Consider the following 14897-nt stretch of genomic DNA (forward strand, 5'->3'; position numbering starts at 1 on the left):
TCCTGTGTGAACCGTAAATGAGCGGCGGAAACAGTGTCAAGACTTTTCGCGGTCTGTGGATAACGTTTCTGTCACTGCCGTGCTGCCCTGTAGCGTCGCTGCATGCGCTGGGACCTGTTGTTCGACGACCTCGAGTCGCAGATCGACCAAGACCAGCGCGACGAAGAGCGTGCGCTCGCCATCGAAGAGGAGCGCTTGCGCCTCGGTCGGCTGACGTTGCGCGATCGGCTCGCGGCGATCGCCCGTTCCGACGCCGACGACCCGGCCGGGTCCATCCGCATCGAATTGCACGGCGGCCGCACGATCGCCCTGCGCCCGCAGGTCTTCGGCCGTGACTGGGTGAGCGGCCGGTCGGTCGAGGGGGTGCGCGGCGGCTCCGCACAGTGCGTCGTGCCGATCGCGGCGATCGCCGCGCTGCTACCGACTCGGGCGCAGTTGGAGCCGAGCCTCGAGCCGGTGCCCGAGGCATCCGCTCGCATCGCCGAACGTCTGGGCCTGCCGTTCGTGCTGCGCGACCTCTGCCGGCGTCGCACGCCGGTGCGGCTCAGCACCGTCGACGGCGAGGTCGGCGGCACGATCGACCGGGTGGGGCGCGACCATCTCGACCTCGCGCTGCACGACGCCGACCGCCCGCGGCGCGAGAACGCCGTGCACGGCTATCGAATCGTGCCGCTCGCGCGCGTGCTGGTCATCGACTTCGGCTGACCGCATCGCCTGAGCGGATGCCGCGTGGCGGGTGCCGCAGGAGTGAACGCCGCTTGCCCTGCCGAACGCCGCCGGCCCGGCCGAACGCCGCCGGCCCTGCCGAACGCCCCGGGGCTCAGTCGGTGGGGCGCAGCCGACCGCTGCGCGCGCCCGAGAACTCGATGATGTTCGAGAACTCGCCCTGATTCCAGGCGGAGGTCTTGCGCGTCTCTTCGTATTGGATCTCGATCCAGACCTCGAGCTGCACGCGCTCGATGCGCCACGGGCCCGACGCGCCCACGCGGATGGCCGGCAGCTCGCCGGAGCGGATCAGCTCGTCGACGGTCGCGACGTCGACGGCGAGGATCTCGGCCGCGTCGGCGAGCGTGAGGAACCGGCCGATCTCGTCGCCCGAACCTGGAGAGGTCATGTCTCGATTATCGACCGGTTGCGGGCCGCCCGGGGTGATTGTGGATAACTTCCGGGCCGACTTTCGGATTCGGGCGACGATAGATGCCGGCGCGACTCGGCGTCACTCCGAAGGGAACGCACATGGCAGCACGTCGCGACCGCGGTGAGCGGGGAGCACTCCGGCTCGACCCGCGCCTGATCATCGGCATCGTCCTCATCGCCGGGTCGACCTTCGGCGTCTGGAGCCTCGTTTCGGGGCTCGACGACGGCGTCGAGGTCTACGTCGCCCGCGACACGCTGACGCCGGGCACGCGCATCCAGGCCGACGACCTCGCCACCGAGTCGGTTCGGCTCGGCGGCAGCCGGGCGAGCTATCTCGCGGCGGGCGACGTGCCCGCCGACGGGCTCGTCGTGTCGCGCACGATCAGGGCCGGCGAACTCGTGCCGACGGCCGCCGTCGACGAGGTCGACCGCACGGGCCTGGCGACGGTCGTGGTGCCGAGCCGCGGGCCGCTTCCCGCCGACCTCGCGGCCGGCGCGCGGGTCGACGTCTGGGCCGCCAAGCAGGTCGAGCGCGGCGGATTCGACGCACCGTCGGTGCTCGTGCCCGGTGCCGAGATCGCCGGGGTCATCGAGAGCGAGGGCATGGTGTCGACGGGCGGCGTCTCGGTCGAGGTGCTGATCCCGCGCGCGAAGGTCGCCGCGCTCCTCGGCGCGCTCGCGGCCGGCGATGCGGTCGACCTCGTACCGGTCGAGCCGACGGGGGAGTGAGATGGCAAGGCTCGCCCTCGCGCTCGACGGCACGACGGAAGACCGCATCCTCGCCGACATCGTCGAGCACGGTCACACGGTCGTCGCCCGACTGGTCGGCTGGCGCGATCTGCTCGAGAATCTCGATGTGCTCGGCCCCGATGTCGTACTCGTCGGCGCGGGTCGGGGCACCCTGAGCGCTGAACTGCTGAGCGCGTGCGACGATCGCGGCATCCGCCTGATCGCACTCGCCGCGGGCGACGCCGAACGCGCGCACGCCTCGCAGCTCGGACTGCACGAGATCGTCGACGCGAGCGCGCCCTGGGCCGAGATCGAGGTGCTCGTCAGCGGCGGTGTTCCGGTGCCGTCGCGCGTGGGCGAGCTGCGCGCACGAGACGAGCGCGCGGCATCCGTCGTCGCCGTCTGGGGGCCCGGCGGTGCACCCGGCCGAAGCACGCTCGCCGTCAATCTCGCCGCCGAGATCGCGGCCGCCGGCCACACCGTCGCCCTCGTCGACGCCGACCCATACGGCGGGGCGATCGCGCCGGCGCTCGGGCTGCTCGACGAAGCCCCCGGCTTCGCCTCGGCGTGCCGGCTCGCCGGCGGTGATGCGCTCGATCGCGCAGAACTCGAACGCATCGCACAGCGCTACACCGCACCGCGGGCGGCCTTCAACGTCTTCACCGGGCTCGTCGGGCCGAGCCGCTGGCCCGAGCTCGCGCGCGACCGGGTCACGGCGGCGATCGGCGCCCTGCGCGGCTGGGTCGAATACGTCGTGATCGACACCGGGTTCAGCCTCGAGCACGACGAAGAGCTCACGAGCGACCAGTTCGCCCCGCGCCGCAACGCCGCCACCTTCGCTGCACTCGCTGCGGCCGATCGGGTCGTGGCCGTCGGCCTCGCCGACCCCGTCGGGCTGTCGCGCCTGCTTCGCGGCCATGGCGAACTCGTCGATCTCGTCGAACCGGAACGCATCGACGTCGTGGTCAATCGAGTGCGCACGAGCGCCCTCGGCATCGACGCCCACGGGCAGGTGCGCCAGACGCTGCGCCGCTTCGGCGGGTTGAACGAGGCGACGCTGCTGCCGCACGACGCGAAGGCGACGGATGCCGCGATCCTCACGGCTCGCACGCTGCGGGATGCCGCGCCCCGTTCACCCCTTCGGGCGGCGATCCGCGACTACGCGCTCGACGCGCTCGTGCCCGCGCCGCAGACCGAGCGTCGACGCGGGTGGGCAATTCCCGCGCTGCGGCGGGCGGCGACCGGCTGAGGCGGGCACCGGGCAGTACGCTTGTGCTGTGTCGACCCTCAGTGATCTCGTCCTCGCCCAGGGCCGCAGCAGTCAGGCCGACGTCGACTGGCTGCACATGCTCGTCGGCGACCTGCAGTTGCTCGCCGATCTCGCCTTCGCCGACATCGTGCTGTGGGTCCCGTCAGGCGACGACGACTTCGTCGCCGTGGCCCACTCGCGTCCGTCGAGCGCAGCGACGCTCTTCTACCGCGACTTCGTGGGTCAGGCGATCAAACCCCAGTGGCGCGAGCTGGTGGGTGAGGCGTACTCGAGCGCACGCATCGTCGATTCATCCGCCCCCGACTGGTACGAAGAGATGCCGACCCGGGTGCGGGCGGTGCCCGTCATGCGGCGCCTCACGACGACGGGCACGAGCGTCGCGCCCGAGCCGGTGGCCGTGATCACCCGGCACACGAACCTCGGGGCGACGCGCACGCCGAGCCGGCAAGAGCTCACGTTCAACGAGTGCGCCGAAGAGCTCTTCCAGATGATCGCGTCGGGCGACTTCCCCGATCTCGGCGCCCCCACTGGCCCGCGCCGCGGCGCTCCGCGCGCCTCCGACGGCCTCATCCGCCTCGACGTCGACGGCATCACGACGTTCGCGAGCCCCAACGCACTCTCGGCCTTCAACCGCATGGGCTTCGACGACGAGCTCGAGGGCGAGTCGCTCGCCGAGGTGACCACCCGGCTCCTCGCCGGAAAGCTCGTCGTCGACGAGTCGCTGCCGCTCGTCGTGACCGGCCGGGCGCCGTGGCGCACCGACGTCGAGTCGCGCGGCGTCACGGTCTCGCTCCGGGCCATTCCCATCCGGCACCGCGGCGAGCGCATCGGCGCGATCGTGCTGAGTCGCGACGTCACCGAACTGCGCCATCAAGAGCAAGAGCTCATCACGAAAGACGCGACGATCCGCGAGATCCACCACCGGGTGAAGAACAACCTGCAGACCGTGGCGTCGCTGTTGCGCATCCAAGCGCGTCGCACGCACTCCGACGAGGCGCGCGAGGCGCTGACCCAGGCCATGCGGCGCGTCGGCGCGATCGCCGTCGTGCACGACACCCTCTCAGAGGGTCTCTCGCAGAACGTCGACTTCGATGCGGTGTTCGACCGCACGCTGCTGCTGGTCGCCGAGGTCGCCGCAGCTCACAACACGACGGCCCACCCCAAGCGCTCGGGTTCGTTCGGCGTGCTGCCGAGCGCGTACGCGACGCCGCTCGCGCTCGCGCTCACCGAGCTCGTCACGAACGCCGTCGAGCACGGACTCGCGGGTCAAGAGGGCGACGTCGAGATCTCGGCCGACCGCTCGCAGACGACGCTCAGCGTGACGGTGCGCGACACCGGCTCCGGCATGCCCGAGGGCAAGGTCGGCGAGGGGCTCGGCACGCAGATCGTGCGCACGCTGATCCAGGGTGAGTTGAGCGGCACGATCGACTGGCACACGATCGTCGGTCGCGGCACCGAGGTCACCATCGAGGTGCCGCTGCGCTGGATCGCACCGGCCGCCTGAGCGACGGTCGCGTGCGCCGCGCCCCACGCGTCGAGTGCGACAGGCCGACCAGCGGATGCCTCGCGCCGCCGTCTCCCTGAGAACGCGACTCATTCCCATCTGCGGCGGTTCGCCGGTTCCCGGCCTACGCTGGTGGTGACATGGCACACGATCACGACCACGCAGCATCCGCGAATCGCACCCGACTCTGGATCGCCATCGCGATCATCGGCACCTTCGTCATCGTGCAGGTGATCGGCGCGGTCTTCAGCGGTTCGCTCGCGCTGCTCGCCGACGCCGGGCACATGACGAGCGACCTCATCGGGCTCGTCGTCGCCCTCGTCGCCGCGTTCGTCGCGGCCCGGCCGGCGACCGACCGGCAGACCTACGGCTACCGGCGGGCCGAGGTGTTCGGCGCACTCGTCAACGGCGTCGTCCTCGTGGTCGTCGCCGTCTCGGTGGCGGTCGGCGCGGTGGGCAGGCTCATGACCGGCGCCGAGGGCGAGGCGCACGAGGTGCAGGGCGTGCCGATGCTCGTGGTCGCCGCCGTCGGACTCGTCGCGAACATCGCGGCCCTGCTCGTGCTGCGCGGCGGCGCGAAGGACTCGATCAACCTGCGCGGCGCCTACCTCGAGGTGCTCGGCGACCTCATCGGATCGGTGCTCGTCATCGCCGCGGCGCTCGTGATCGTGTTCACCGGGTGGGACGCCGCCGACCCGATCGCCTCGCTCGCGATCGCGGCCCTCATCGTGCCGCGGGCGCTGTCGTTGCTGCGCGACGTGGCCCGGGTGCTCTTCGAGTCGGCGCCGGCCGACACCGACGTCGCCGAGATCCGCGCGCACATCCTGCGCACGAAGGGCGTGGTCGCGGTGCACGACGTGCACGTGTGGGCGATCACCTCGGGTTCGCACGTCTTCAGCGCGCACGTCGAGGTCGAACCCGAGGTGTTCGCCTCGGGTCGCACTGGCGAACTGCTCGACGAGCTCGGCGGATGTCTCAGCGAGCACTTCGACGTCGACCATTCGACGTTCCAGCTCGAACCTGCCGGCCGCGCGGAACAGGAGCAGACACGGCACCCGTGAGCGCGCGGCATCCACACGCCTGAACGGATGTGGGGCCCTGCGCCGACCCGACCGGCTACCGCTCTTCGGGGCCGCGCTCGAAGACCTCGGGGTCGAGAGCGAGCTGGGCCGCCTCGGCCTCATCGGTGATCACGTCTTCGCCGGCGGCGGCGGCCTTCCTCGCCTTGCGGGCGGTCACGATGTAGTGCCACACGGTCGGGATGAGCGTGATGAGCACCGCGCCGATGAGGATGACGTCGATGTACTCCTGCACGAAGTCGGCGATCGGCGGGATGTATCCGATGAGGTAGCCGAAGTAGGTGAGGCCGGCGCCCCAGATGAGCGCGCCGATGAGGTTGTAGAGCGAGTACTTCTTGTAGTTCATGTGGCCGACGCCGGCGGCGACGGGGGCGAAGGTGCGCACGATCGGCACGAAGCGGGCGAGGATGATCGCGAGCGCCCCGAAGCGTTCGAAGAAGGCGTTCGTGCGTTCGACGTTCTTGACGCTGAAGAGCCCCGACTCCTTGCGCTCGAACACGCGCGGGCCGAACTTGTGGCCGATGAGATAGCCGACCTCGCCGCCGAGGAAGGCGGCGATGCCGATGGCGAGGCACACCCACCAGATGTCGACGCCGAAGACGAGCGAGGTGTGGGTGAGCAGCCCCGAGATCACGAGCAGCGTGTCACCCGGCAGCAGGAACCCGACCAGCAGACCCGTTTCGGCGAACACGATCGCGCAGACGACGACGAGCGCCCACGGGCCCGCAGACGAGATGATCGTCTCGGGATCGAGCCACGGAATGAGCGAGGTGTGGATCACTGGGGGATCTCCTGGGTCGTCGGGGCACAGCGAATACCGGTCTACACGCCGGAGTGGTTTCGTTGCAGTCTAACCACGCCCCCCGCGCGCGGCATCAACCCCGAGGATGACGCCGCGTGGCACCTCAGGCTGAGAGCGCCTCGAAGATCGCACTGTTCATGCGGAACGAGGTGCGCACCTCGGCGATGAGCACGTCGACCTGCTCGGGCGCGAGGGCGAGGGTGTTCATCGCCTCGCGGTAGCCGCGTTTGTAGCGCACGACCCCGTCTTCGGCGATGTCGAAGCGGTAGAAGCTGAGCTGCTCGGGGGTCGCATCGTAGTGACGCGCCACGAGCCGGGCGATCGCCTGGCCGCCCGAGAGGTCGCCGAGGTAGCGCGTGTAGTGGTGCGCGAGGTAGCGCACATCGTCGTCGGAGACGGCCCGCAGGTGAGCGACGTACTCGGCGGTCTCGGGCAGCGGCGGGTGCGCGGTGCGCCAGTCGGCGGCGCCGAGCGCGACGAGGTCGGCCTCGATCGCGGCCATGCGCGCGAGTTCGGGGTCGAAGACGGCGGGGTCGCCGTCGCGGCTGCCGCGCGCCTCGAGCGCCTCGTAGACCCAGCCGAACTGCGCGAGGTAGCGCGTGTACTCGGCGAGCGAGAGCTCGCCGCCCATGAGCTGCACGATGTACCCGCGCGACTCTGCGGCCTTGTGGTCGTCGGCTGACGCCGCGCGCACGAGTGCAGCGACGTCGAGGGGCTCGGCGGCGGTGCGGGCCGGGGCGGTGGGTGCGAGCGTCATGGATGACCCTTCAGTGAGGTAAGGATTACCTTACATCCTAGGGTGCGATTCTGAGCGAGGGCCGCTGAGTCCGTCACAGAGTCCGTCACAGAATTCGAACAGAGTGGATGCCGCGGGCACACGTGGATGTCGGTGGCCGCTCGTATGCTCTGGCGCATGCGATACGGCTTCATCTACACGGGCAGTGATCCGAATCTCGCGGTCGAGTTGGCGGCGCTCGCCGAGGCATCCGGTTGGCACGGTTTCTTCGTGTGGGAGGGCATCTGGGCGACCGACCCCTGGGCGACGCTCGGGGCGGCCGCGATGGTGACCGACCGCATCAAGCTCGGCACCATGCTCACGCCGGTGCCGCGGCGCCGGCCGTGGGAGCTCGCGGGGCAGACCATGACGGTCGACCGGCTCTCGGGCGGGCGCGTGATCCTCTCGGCGGGGCTCGGCGTCTCGGAGGCCGAGCCGCGATTCTGGATCTTCGAAGACGACCCCGGGCGCAAGGAGCGCGCTGAGTTGCTCGACGAGTCGCTCGACCTCATGCAGCAGCTGTGGCGTGGCCGGCCGTTCGAGTTCGAGGGCGAGCACTATCGGGCGAGGCGCACCGACTCGATGCTGCCGCCCGCGACCGTGCAGGCGCCGCGCATTCCGACCTGGGTCGTTGGGCTCTGGCCGCGCCCGAAGTCGATGCGCCGCGTCGCGCGATACGACGGGTGGATTCCGAACTACGCGCCGCCCGGCAACGCGCCCGACAGCGCCGACGAGCAGCAGCGTCTCTTCACACCCGAGATCGCGGCCGAGGCGATGGGGTGGATCCAGGCCGAGCGCGAGCGTCTCGGGATCGCCGACCGGCCGTTCGACATGATCCAAGAGGGCACGACGACCGGCATGGATGCCGCGGCCGACGCTGCCCGTGTGCGGCCGTGGGTCGAGGCGGGCGCGACCTGGTGGCTCGAGTCCGACTGGTCGGTGCCCGCCGAGCGCATCGAGGCCGCCGCGCGAGCGCGCATCGCCGCGGGGCCGCCGTCGGTGTGAATCTCAGTGGCGGTGTGAGCCGCGAGGCCGCCGAAGGTGCAAACCTCAGTCCGAGGTGTCGTCTTTCTTGATCTCGTTGCCGTCGGCGTCGTACTCGACCCACTCTTCGCTGATCAGGGGGTCGAGCGACTCCGGGCGATTGGGGTCGCGGTCGAGGTTCAGCGGTTCTTCGAGCGGGTCCACGAAATCGGTCATGGTGTCCTCCTGATGCGTCGGTGATTCGACGCTAGCGCGCCGGGCGGCGCTTGCACAGGATTTCGCGCCGTCGTGACTGCGCCGCGTGCGGAAGGTGGGACTTGAACCCACACGCCCGAAGGCACAGGAACCTAAATCCTGCGTGTCTGCCGATTTCACCACTCCCGCGAGTGCCCGATCATTCTACGGCGCCGGCTGCACGTCGATTTCGAACGCGATGATCACGGTGCCAGCGGCAGATCGTCATGGCGCGGCCGCGCTTGTGGATAACTTCGGAGGCAGACATCCGCTTCACCTCATGATGGGTGCATGACCGACGCAGTGCGCACCATCGCCGACCGAGTGCGCACCCGCGTGCTGCGCGACGGCATCGATCTCACGCGCGACGAGTCGGCCGCGGCCCGGTACGCCCACGAAGAGGTGCGCCGCTACAGCGAACGCGCGCTCTCGGGGGCGCACGCGCAGCTCGGCGACGAGATGGCGGCGACCCGCGAGGTCGTCGCGTCGATCACCGGCTACGGCCAGCTGCAGCCGTATTTCGAAGACGCCGAGGTCGAAGAGATCTGGATCAACGCGCCGACGAAGGTGTTCGTCGCGCGCCGCGGCGTCGCCGAGTTGACGACGGTCGTGCTCTCAGACCGCGAGGTGCGCGAACTCGTCGAGCGGATGCTGCAGCACTCGGGTCGACGCGTCGACCTCTCGTCGCCCTTCGTCGATGCGACGCTGCCAGACGGTTCGCGGCTGCACGTGGCGATTCCTGATGTCGCCCGCACGCACTGGTCGGTCAACATCCGCAAATTCCAGCGGCGCATCCGCTCGCTCGCCCAACTCGTCGAGCTCGGATCGCTCACCCCGCACGCCTCGGAGTTCTTGCGCATGAGCGTGCTCGCGGGGGTCAACATCCTCGTCTCGGGCGCGACGCACACCGGCAAGACCACGATGCTCAACGCGCTCATCTCGGGCGCGCGCATGGGCGACCGAGTCGTCACGGTCGAAGAGACCTTCGAGCTCGATCTCGACGTGCGCGACCTGGTCGCCCTGCAGTGCCGACAGCCGAGTCTCGAAGGCACGGGTGAGATCACGTTGCGCCGCCTCATCAAAGAGGCCCTTCGTATGCGGCCCGACCGCCTCATCGTGGGCGAGGTGCGCGAGGCCGAGAGCCTCGACCTGTTGATCGCGCTGAACTCCGGCCTGCCCGGCATGTGCACGATCCACGCGAACACGGCGCGCGACGCGCTCGCGAAGCTCTGCACGCTGCCGCTCCTCGCGGGTCGCAACATCGACTCCGCCTTCGTCGTGCCCACGGTCGCAAGCTGCATCGACCTGGTCGTGCACCTCACGATCGACCGCGACGGCCACCGGCGGGTCGCCGAGATCACCGCGCCGACGGGCGGATGCACCGGGGCCGCCGTCGACGCCGAGGCGATCTTCGTCACTCGTGCGGGCGAACTGGTCGCCACCGGAGCGGCGCCCGCACGACTCGAGAAGTACCGATCGGCCGGGCTGGACCCCGATATCGTGCTCTCGGCGGCCGCTCGATGAGTCTCGTGTTGGGCGCGCTGCTCGGGCTCGGCGTGCTGCTGGCGGTCTCGCCGTTGCTCTGGCCCGAGAATGCCGAGGCGAGCGCTCGCCGAGGCGTCGTCGGCACTCGTGTGCGCGACGAGCTCTCGCTTGCTGGCCTCGCCGGGGTGCCGATCGCCGTCATCGTGATCGTCGCAGCCCTGCTCGCGCTCGTGCTGGGCGCCGTCGCGCAGGCGGTCTTCATGGTTCCCGTGCTCACGATCGTGGCGACCGTGCTCGGCGCCGCGCTCGTTCCCCTGCTCGTGCGCGCACGCGCGACGCGTCGCCGCGCGGCCAACCGAGCCGTCTGGCCCGACGTGGTCGATCACCTCGTGTCGTCGGTGCGAGCGGGCATGTCACTGCCCGACAGTCTGGGGGCGCTCGCCGAGCTCGGGCCGGCATCGACCAGATCGGCCTTCGCGGCGTTCGACGACGAGTACCGGCGCACCGGCAACTTCGCGGCATGCCTCGATCGGCTGAAGGGGGTGCTCGCCGATCCGGTCGCCGACCGCATCCTCGAGACCCTGCGCATGGCGCGCGAGGTCGGCGGCAGCGACGTGACCGCGGTGCTGCGCGGGCTCTCGGGCTATCTGCGTGAAGACGCGGCGCTTCGGGCGGAAGTCGTGGCGCGGCAGTCGTGGATCCGCAACGCTGCGCGCCTCGGGGTGGCCGCGCCGTGGCTGCTCCTGCTCGTGCTCGCGTCCCGCCCCGAGGCGATCGTCGCCTACGACTCGGCGGCCGGTGCCGCCCTGATCATCACGGGCGTGGTGGTGACGATCGTGGCCTACCAGGCGATGGTCGCCCTCGGTCGTCTGCCTGAGGAGCGACGATGGTTCCACTGAACAGCGTGCCCGCGCTCGGGCTGGTCTTCGGTGCGGTGCTCGGACTCGGACTCTGGCTCGTGGTCTCGACGGTGCCGCGCATCGGCCGCCCGCGACTCATCGAACGGGTGGCGCCCTACGTCGCCGACATCTCAGCAGAGGCGCGGGTCCTGCTCGCTCGCCGCCCGGCCGACCCCGCACCGGTGCTCGGGCTGTTCGTCAGACCGGTGGCCAGGGCGCTTCGCACCATCGTCTCCGAATGGCTGGGCGGTGCCGACACGATCGCGCGGCGACTGCGGCAGGCGGGCTCGACCGCGTCGGTCGAGCGATTCCGCGGCGAACAGCTCGCATGGGCGGCCGGCGCGTTCGCGATGGCGTCGGCCTCGGCGATCCTCGCGCCGTCGTTCGGTTCGCTGCCGATGGTCGCGCGCGTGGCCATGCCGTTCCTCGCCGCTGCGCTCGGCGCCGTCGTTCGCGACTGGCTGCTGCAGCGTGCCGCGCGGCGCCGCCTCGCACGCATCTCGGCGGAGCTGCCGACCGTGCTCGAGTTCTTGACGCTGAGCCTCACCGCCGGTGAGGGCATGCTCGACGCGATCCGGCGTGTGGCTCGCCTCGGCAGCGGGGCGGGCGTGCTGCCGACCGAGTTCGCCGCGACCGTGGCATCCGTCGGCACCGGTGTGCCGCTCGGCCAGGCGCTCGCCCGGCTCCGCGACGACCTCGACCACCCGGCGCTCTCGCGGGCGCTCGACCAGGTGCTCGGCGCCCTCGAACGCGGCGCGCCGCTCGCCGCGGTGCTGCGCTCGCAGGCGGGCGACGCGCGTGAAGAGGCCAAGCGCACGATCATCGAGCAGGCCGGCCGCAAAGAGGTGGCGATGCTCGTTCCACAAACAATGGCGTAAACGTACCTTGCCATCGCGGGGCTGGGTATGGCCCGCGCTCGGGCGTCGGTGAGAGTGGCTCTGAGACGTCGCGGGCGGATCTTGCAGCCCCCGGCAGCCCCCACCACTACCACCTCCGGTAACCAACGCGGCAGCGGGGAGCGGGGCGCACCGGCCTCCGTGCTGCTGGGCTAACACGCCCTCTGACCTGGGCTTTTGTGCTGCGTGGGGCCCCCGCTTGGGGGGTGGGTAAAATAGTACCCGTGGCCACTACTGTCAACCTCGTTTGCGAGGGGAGCGCGAAGCGCGCGCACCACGTGCGTACTGCGGCGCAGTTCCATGACCTGTACGCGACATCGTGGGAGCTCACGGCCAACTTCGGCCCTAAGCCCTATGGCAATGAGCGGAAGGTGCTTCGGGTGCCGGGGGCCGAGCCTGGGGACGATACCCGCATGCGGGTAGTCATCAGCTGCCCGGATCCTGATTGCACTGTTCGCCAGCCGGTGCGTTGGGAGAAGCTGCACGCCATGCTAGATGCGGCGCGTAAGAGCGGGCAGTCGAGCATCCCAATCAAACTTCTGACAGACTGATCACCACAACTGAACCCACGTCGCGCTAGCCCGGAATCGGTCTAGTCGCGCTGCACGACACCACAAGGTCCTTCAGCAAGGACTCCATTTGGCACTTCGGTGCCTGGAGAAGCTGAGGGACTTTCCAGTGGCCAAATCACCACTACAGCGCCTCGCCATGGAGAAGGCGCAGGCGTACCGCACCCCCGATGAGGATCGACGCGCGCAGGCCAGTCGCGACCTGGCCGAAGCCAAGATAGCTGACGCCGTCAAGCGTGCACTTGACGCAGCGCCGCCGCTCTCGAACCACCAGGTCGCTCGGCTCACCGCGTTGCTACGTGGGGGTGCCAAGTGAGCGCCCCGTGGGTCCAGATCGACCTCCCCGGCAAGACGTCCCTTTCGCGCTCCGAGGCGATGCGCGAGCTCAGGTCAGGCCCGCTGCTCGAATGGTTCCGTCCCTTTGCCGAGCACGCTCACGTCGCCCCCTGCACTCCGTGCCCGTGGGGCTACATCCACGTGCACGGCGACTGGGGTGCTCAGCCCGCGTGGGAGGTCGTTGCGTACTACTCCCCAGAAGAGCTTGCATGGGGTCTTCAGTCCCTCTTCGGACGTGACCACGACTGGTACACGCGCGACGTGGACGGGCACCTGAACGATCACGAGTGCCACGGGGTGTTCTACTGGCTCCCCACCGACCCGCGTCTGCTGCGCCTGCCGCTGGGAGTGACCCGGTGAGCCGCATGCTGCGCGCCGCGCTGGAACTCGCCGACGCGGGTTGGGCGGTCCTCCCTCTCGACGGGAAGAAGCCCGTCACCCCGCACGGCCACCTGGACGCGACCACCGACTTCCGCGCGATCCGTCGCTGGTGGGACACCGGCAACTGGAACATCGGCTCTCCGGTGCCCGACAACCTGCTCGTGCTCGACGTTGACCCTCGCAATGGGGGCCGTCTGGAAGACCTGGAACAGCGCGCCGGGGTGGAGCTGCCGCTCACGCTGGAAGTGACCAGCGGTCGCGGTGACGGCGGGCGTCATCTGTACTACCTCCGTCCGTTTCGGCAGCCGTACCGGGGCAACGTGCCGCGCGGCATCGACGTCAAGATCAACGGCTACATGGTCATGCCGCCGAGCGTGCATCCGGACACGGGCAGGCCATACCGATGGGTCTACCGCGAGGCTGTCCGCCTGCCCCGTCAGGTTGCCGCGTTGATGCTGCCTCGCACCCGGATCACCCGAGCTAACCCCACGGCCACCGACCCGGTCGCGCTGGCGGCGTGGGTGCGCACCCTGCAAACGGGTGAGCGTCACGACGGTCTGCACTGGGCCGCGCGCCGTGCACACGAAGCGGGGATACGTCAGCGCGGCCTGGACCGACTCATCGACGCCGCCGAAGACATCGGCATGGACCCCCGTGAGGCCCGCCGCGTAGTCGAGTCTGCTGGCAAGGAGCAGCGCTCATGACCGCCCCGAAGAGGCCCACGAAGAAGATAGTGAGGGAGCCGTCGCCCGAGGAGATGCTAGAGGCCGACGTCAGGGATGAGTTCGACCGGCTCTACATCAAGCAGATCGCAAAGGACCGGTTCGAGCAGCAGCGGCAGGCGGAGCAGGATGCCGACCGCCCCCGGCTGAACGTCATCACGCTCAGCGAACTACGCCGACGCCCGAAGCCTGAATGGTGGATCGAGGGCATGGTGGCGCAGAGCACTCTCGTTGGCGTCGTCGGCCCGACCAACGAGGGCAAGACGTTCGTCGTCACGGACATGCTCGCCAGCATCGCCACGGCTACCGACTGGCACGAGCACAAGGTGAAGCCGGGGCGAGTGCTGTACCTGCCGGGTGAGGGTGTCGAGTTCTTCGCTGACCGGGTGGATGCGTGGGCGCAGTACCACATGACCGCCGTAGACGATGAGGACTTCCAGGTCATCGAAGAGGGGTTCAACCTCTCGGACCCGGGTGCCGTAGATGAGCTGTGCACCATCGTCGCTGACGAAGAGTTCGACGTGATCTGCATCGACACCCTGAGCCAGCTTGGCGGCATCGAGAACGAGAACGACAACGCTCAGATGGCTGCCGTGGTACGCGCTGCGCTGCGCATTCGGAAGGCCCGTCCCGGCAGCACCGTGATCCTCGTTCATCACACGAACAAGTCCGGCGGGATTCGGGGCGCGAGCGCACTGGAGGGCAACCTCGACACGCTCATCATGCTCAAGCCTGGCGACGGTGACCGCAAGGGCTACTTCGCGCTCTCGACAAAGAGCCCCGGCAAGCAGAAGAACGCCGAGCGGGTGACCCTGGATCACTTCCGCCTGGTCCAGAGTGGCCCCGCGCTGGTCGTGGCACGGAAGGCGATTGCTGAAGGGCCGTATCGCGACGTGATCATGGGCGTGCTCAGCGACGGCGAGTGGCACAAGGCTGCCGAGTTCAAGGCCGTGTGGCCGGGTCCCGACGACTGGAAGGACAGCCGGTACAGGACGACCATGGGTCTGCTGCACGAGTAGGTGACATCTGAGTTGGCTTGCTCTTCGGGGCGGGCTGGAAGGATGTTGCTGTGCCTAAGCCTTACCCGAGCGAGTT

At 69.6% G+C, this 14897-nt stretch carries 16 protein-coding genes and 1 tRNA gene; 12 read left to right on the plus strand and 5 right to left on the minus strand.

The genetic code is table 11. The features are described 5' to 3' along the window. Positions 1–102: 102 nt before the first annotated feature. Positions 103–705, plus strand: a complete 603-nt coding sequence (locus tag ACWGST_RS03970) for a hypothetical protein (RefSeq protein WP_452045347.1) — start codon at positions 103–105, stop codon at positions 703–705. A 115-nt stretch (positions 706–820) separates the two neighbouring features. On the opposite strand, the gene ACWGST_RS03975 is transcribed toward ACWGST_RS03970, so the two are convergent. Further along, on the minus strand, positions 821–1114 hold the full coding sequence (locus tag ACWGST_RS03975) for a helix-turn-helix domain-containing protein (RefSeq protein ID WP_452045348.1): 294 nt from the start codon (positions 1112–1114) through the stop codon (positions 821–823). Positions 1115–1236: 122 nt separating this feature from the next. On the opposite strand from ACWGST_RS03975, the gene ACWGST_RS03980 reads away from it, so the two are divergent. The 4 genes from ACWGST_RS03980 to ACWGST_RS03995 all read left to right on the plus strand — a co-directional run bounded on the left by ACWGST_RS03980 (position 1237) and on the right by ACWGST_RS03995 (position 5701). Then, the gene (locus tag ACWGST_RS03980) at positions 1237–1866 is read left to right on the plus strand and encodes an SAF domain-containing protein (RefSeq protein WP_452045349.1); all 630 of its coding nucleotides are present in this window, start codon (positions 1237–1239) and stop codon (positions 1864–1866) included. Between the two features lies 1 nt (position 1867). Next, a complete protein-coding gene (locus ACWGST_RS03985; protein WP_452045350.1) occupies positions 1868–3115 on the plus strand; it encodes an AAA family ATPase in 1248 nt (415 codons plus the stop codon). Between the two features lie 28 nt (positions 3116–3143). Further along, complete coding sequence (locus tag ACWGST_RS03990; RefSeq protein WP_452045351.1) at positions 3144–4640, plus strand: sensor histidine kinase; 1497 nt, start codon at positions 3144–3146, stop codon at positions 4638–4640. A 140-nt stretch (positions 4641–4780) separates the two neighbouring features. Further along, on the plus strand, positions 4781–5701 hold the full coding sequence (locus tag ACWGST_RS03995) for a cation diffusion facilitator family transporter (protein ID WP_452045352.1): 921 nt from the start codon (positions 4781–4783) through the stop codon (positions 5699–5701). A gap of 55 nt (positions 5702–5756) precedes the next feature. On the opposite strand, the gene ACWGST_RS04000 is transcribed toward ACWGST_RS03995, so the two are convergent. Then, a complete protein-coding gene (locus ACWGST_RS04000) occupies positions 5757–6497 on the minus strand; it encodes a DedA family protein (RefSeq protein ID WP_452045364.1) in 741 nt (246 codons plus the stop codon). Between the two features lie 127 nt (positions 6498–6624). Next, positions 6625–7278, minus strand: a complete 654-nt coding sequence (locus ACWGST_RS04005; protein ID WP_452045353.1) for a biliverdin-producing heme oxygenase — start codon at positions 7276–7278, stop codon at positions 6625–6627. A 156-nt stretch (positions 7279–7434) separates the two neighbouring features. Between ACWGST_RS04005 and ACWGST_RS04010 the strand changes: the two genes are divergently transcribed. Beyond that, on the plus strand, positions 7435–8301 hold the full coding sequence (locus tag ACWGST_RS04010; RefSeq protein ID WP_452045354.1) for an LLM class flavin-dependent oxidoreductase: 867 nt from the start codon (positions 7435–7437) through the stop codon (positions 8299–8301). Positions 8302–8346: 45 nt separating this feature from the next. Here the strand turns inward: ACWGST_RS04010 and ACWGST_RS04015 are convergent, their stop codons facing one another. Together ACWGST_RS04015 and ACWGST_RS04020 are read right to left on the minus strand one after the other, a co-directional pair. Beyond that, a complete protein-coding gene (locus ACWGST_RS04015; protein ID WP_452045355.1) occupies positions 8347–8496 on the minus strand; it encodes a hypothetical protein in 150 nt (49 codons plus the stop codon). An 86-nt stretch (positions 8497–8582) separates the two neighbouring features. Next, a tRNA-Leu gene (locus ACWGST_RS04020) sits at positions 8583–8664 on the minus strand. Positions 8665–8805: 141 nt separating this feature from the next. On the opposite strand from ACWGST_RS04020, the gene ACWGST_RS04025 reads away from it, so the two are divergent. The 6 genes from ACWGST_RS04025 (at position 8806) to ACWGST_RS04050 (ending at position 14821) form a co-directional block, all read left to right on the plus strand. Next, on the plus strand, positions 8806–10038 hold the full coding sequence (locus tag ACWGST_RS04025; protein ID WP_452045356.1) for a CpaF family protein: 1233 nt from the start codon (positions 8806–8808) through the stop codon (positions 10036–10038). Beyond that, positions 10035–10898, plus strand: a complete 864-nt coding sequence (locus ACWGST_RS04030; RefSeq protein WP_452045357.1) for a type II secretion system F family protein — start codon at positions 10035–10037, stop codon at positions 10896–10898. Before ACWGST_RS04025 ends, ACWGST_RS04030 begins: the two co-directional genes overlap by 4 nt. Beyond that, complete coding sequence (locus ACWGST_RS04035) at positions 10886–11776, plus strand: type II secretion system F family protein (protein WP_452045358.1); 891 nt, start codon at positions 10886–10888, stop codon at positions 11774–11776. Before ACWGST_RS04030 ends, ACWGST_RS04035 begins: the two co-directional genes overlap by 13 nt. Positions 11777–12675: 899 nt before the next feature. Beyond that, a complete protein-coding gene (locus ACWGST_RS04040; RefSeq protein WP_452045359.1) occupies positions 12676–13059 on the plus strand; it encodes a hypothetical protein in 384 nt (127 codons plus the stop codon). A 5-nt stretch (positions 13060–13064) separates the two neighbouring features. Continuing rightward, positions 13065–13784 carry a bifunctional DNA primase/polymerase gene (locus ACWGST_RS04045; RefSeq protein ID WP_452045365.1) on the plus strand — a complete coding sequence of 240 codons (720 nt, stop codon included), beginning with the start codon at positions 13065–13067 and terminating at the stop codon, positions 13782–13784. After that, positions 13781–14821 (plus strand): AAA family ATPase, encoded by a 1041-nt coding sequence (locus tag ACWGST_RS04050; RefSeq protein ID WP_452045360.1) that lies wholly within the window; start codon positions 13781–13783, stop codon positions 14819–14821. The genes ACWGST_RS04045 and ACWGST_RS04050 overlap by 4 nt, the downstream gene beginning before the upstream one ends. Positions 14822–14897 lie beyond the last annotated feature (76 nt).

Source organism: Agromyces sp. NPDC055520 (genome assembly GCF_053619715.1).

Bases quoted from the DNA above. Each gene is read 5' to 3' on its own strand.
- ACWGST_RS03970 (WP_452045347.1), top strand. From the start codon at position 103: ATGCGCTGGGACCTGTTGTTCGACGACCTCGAGTCGCAGATCGACCAA.
- ACWGST_RS03975 (WP_452045348.1), bottom strand. From the start codon at position 1,114: ATGACCTCTCCAGGTTCGGGCGACGAGATCGGCCGGTTCCTCACGCTC.
- ACWGST_RS03980 (WP_452045349.1), top strand. From the start codon at position 1,237: ATGGCAGCACGTCGCGACCGCGGTGAGCGGGGAGCACTCCGGCTCGAC.
- ACWGST_RS03985 (WP_452045350.1), top strand. From the start codon at position 1,868: ATGGCAAGGCTCGCCCTCGCGCTCGACGGCACGACGGAAGACCGCATC.
- ACWGST_RS03995 (WP_452045352.1), top strand. From the start codon at position 4,781: ATGGCACACGATCACGACCACGCAGCATCCGCGAATCGCACCCGACTC.
- ACWGST_RS04005 (WP_452045353.1), bottom strand. From the start codon at position 7,278: ATGACGCTCGCACCCACCGCCCCGGCCCGCACCGCCGCCGAGCCCCTC.
- ACWGST_RS04010 (WP_452045354.1), top strand. From the start codon at position 7,435: ATGCGATACGGCTTCATCTACACGGGCAGTGATCCGAATCTCGCGGTC.
- ACWGST_RS04015 (WP_452045355.1), bottom strand. From the start codon at position 8,496: ATGACCGATTTCGTGGACCCGCTCGAAGAACCGCTGAACCTCGACCGC.
- ACWGST_RS04025 (WP_452045356.1), top strand. From the start codon at position 8,806: ATGACCGACGCAGTGCGCACCATCGCCGACCGAGTGCGCACCCGCGTG.
- ACWGST_RS04030 (WP_452045357.1), top strand. From the start codon at position 10,035: ATGAGTCTCGTGTTGGGCGCGCTGCTCGGGCTCGGCGTGCTGCTGGCG.
- ACWGST_RS04035 (WP_452045358.1), top strand. From the start codon at position 10,886: ATGGTTCCACTGAACAGCGTGCCCGCGCTCGGGCTGGTCTTCGGTGCG.
- ACWGST_RS04045 (WP_452045365.1), top strand. From the start codon at position 13,065: ATGCTGCGCGCCGCGCTGGAACTCGCCGACGCGGGTTGGGCGGTCCTC.
- ACWGST_RS04050 (WP_452045360.1), top strand. From the start codon at position 13,781: ATGACCGCCCCGAAGAGGCCCACGAAGAAGATAGTGAGGGAGCCGTCG.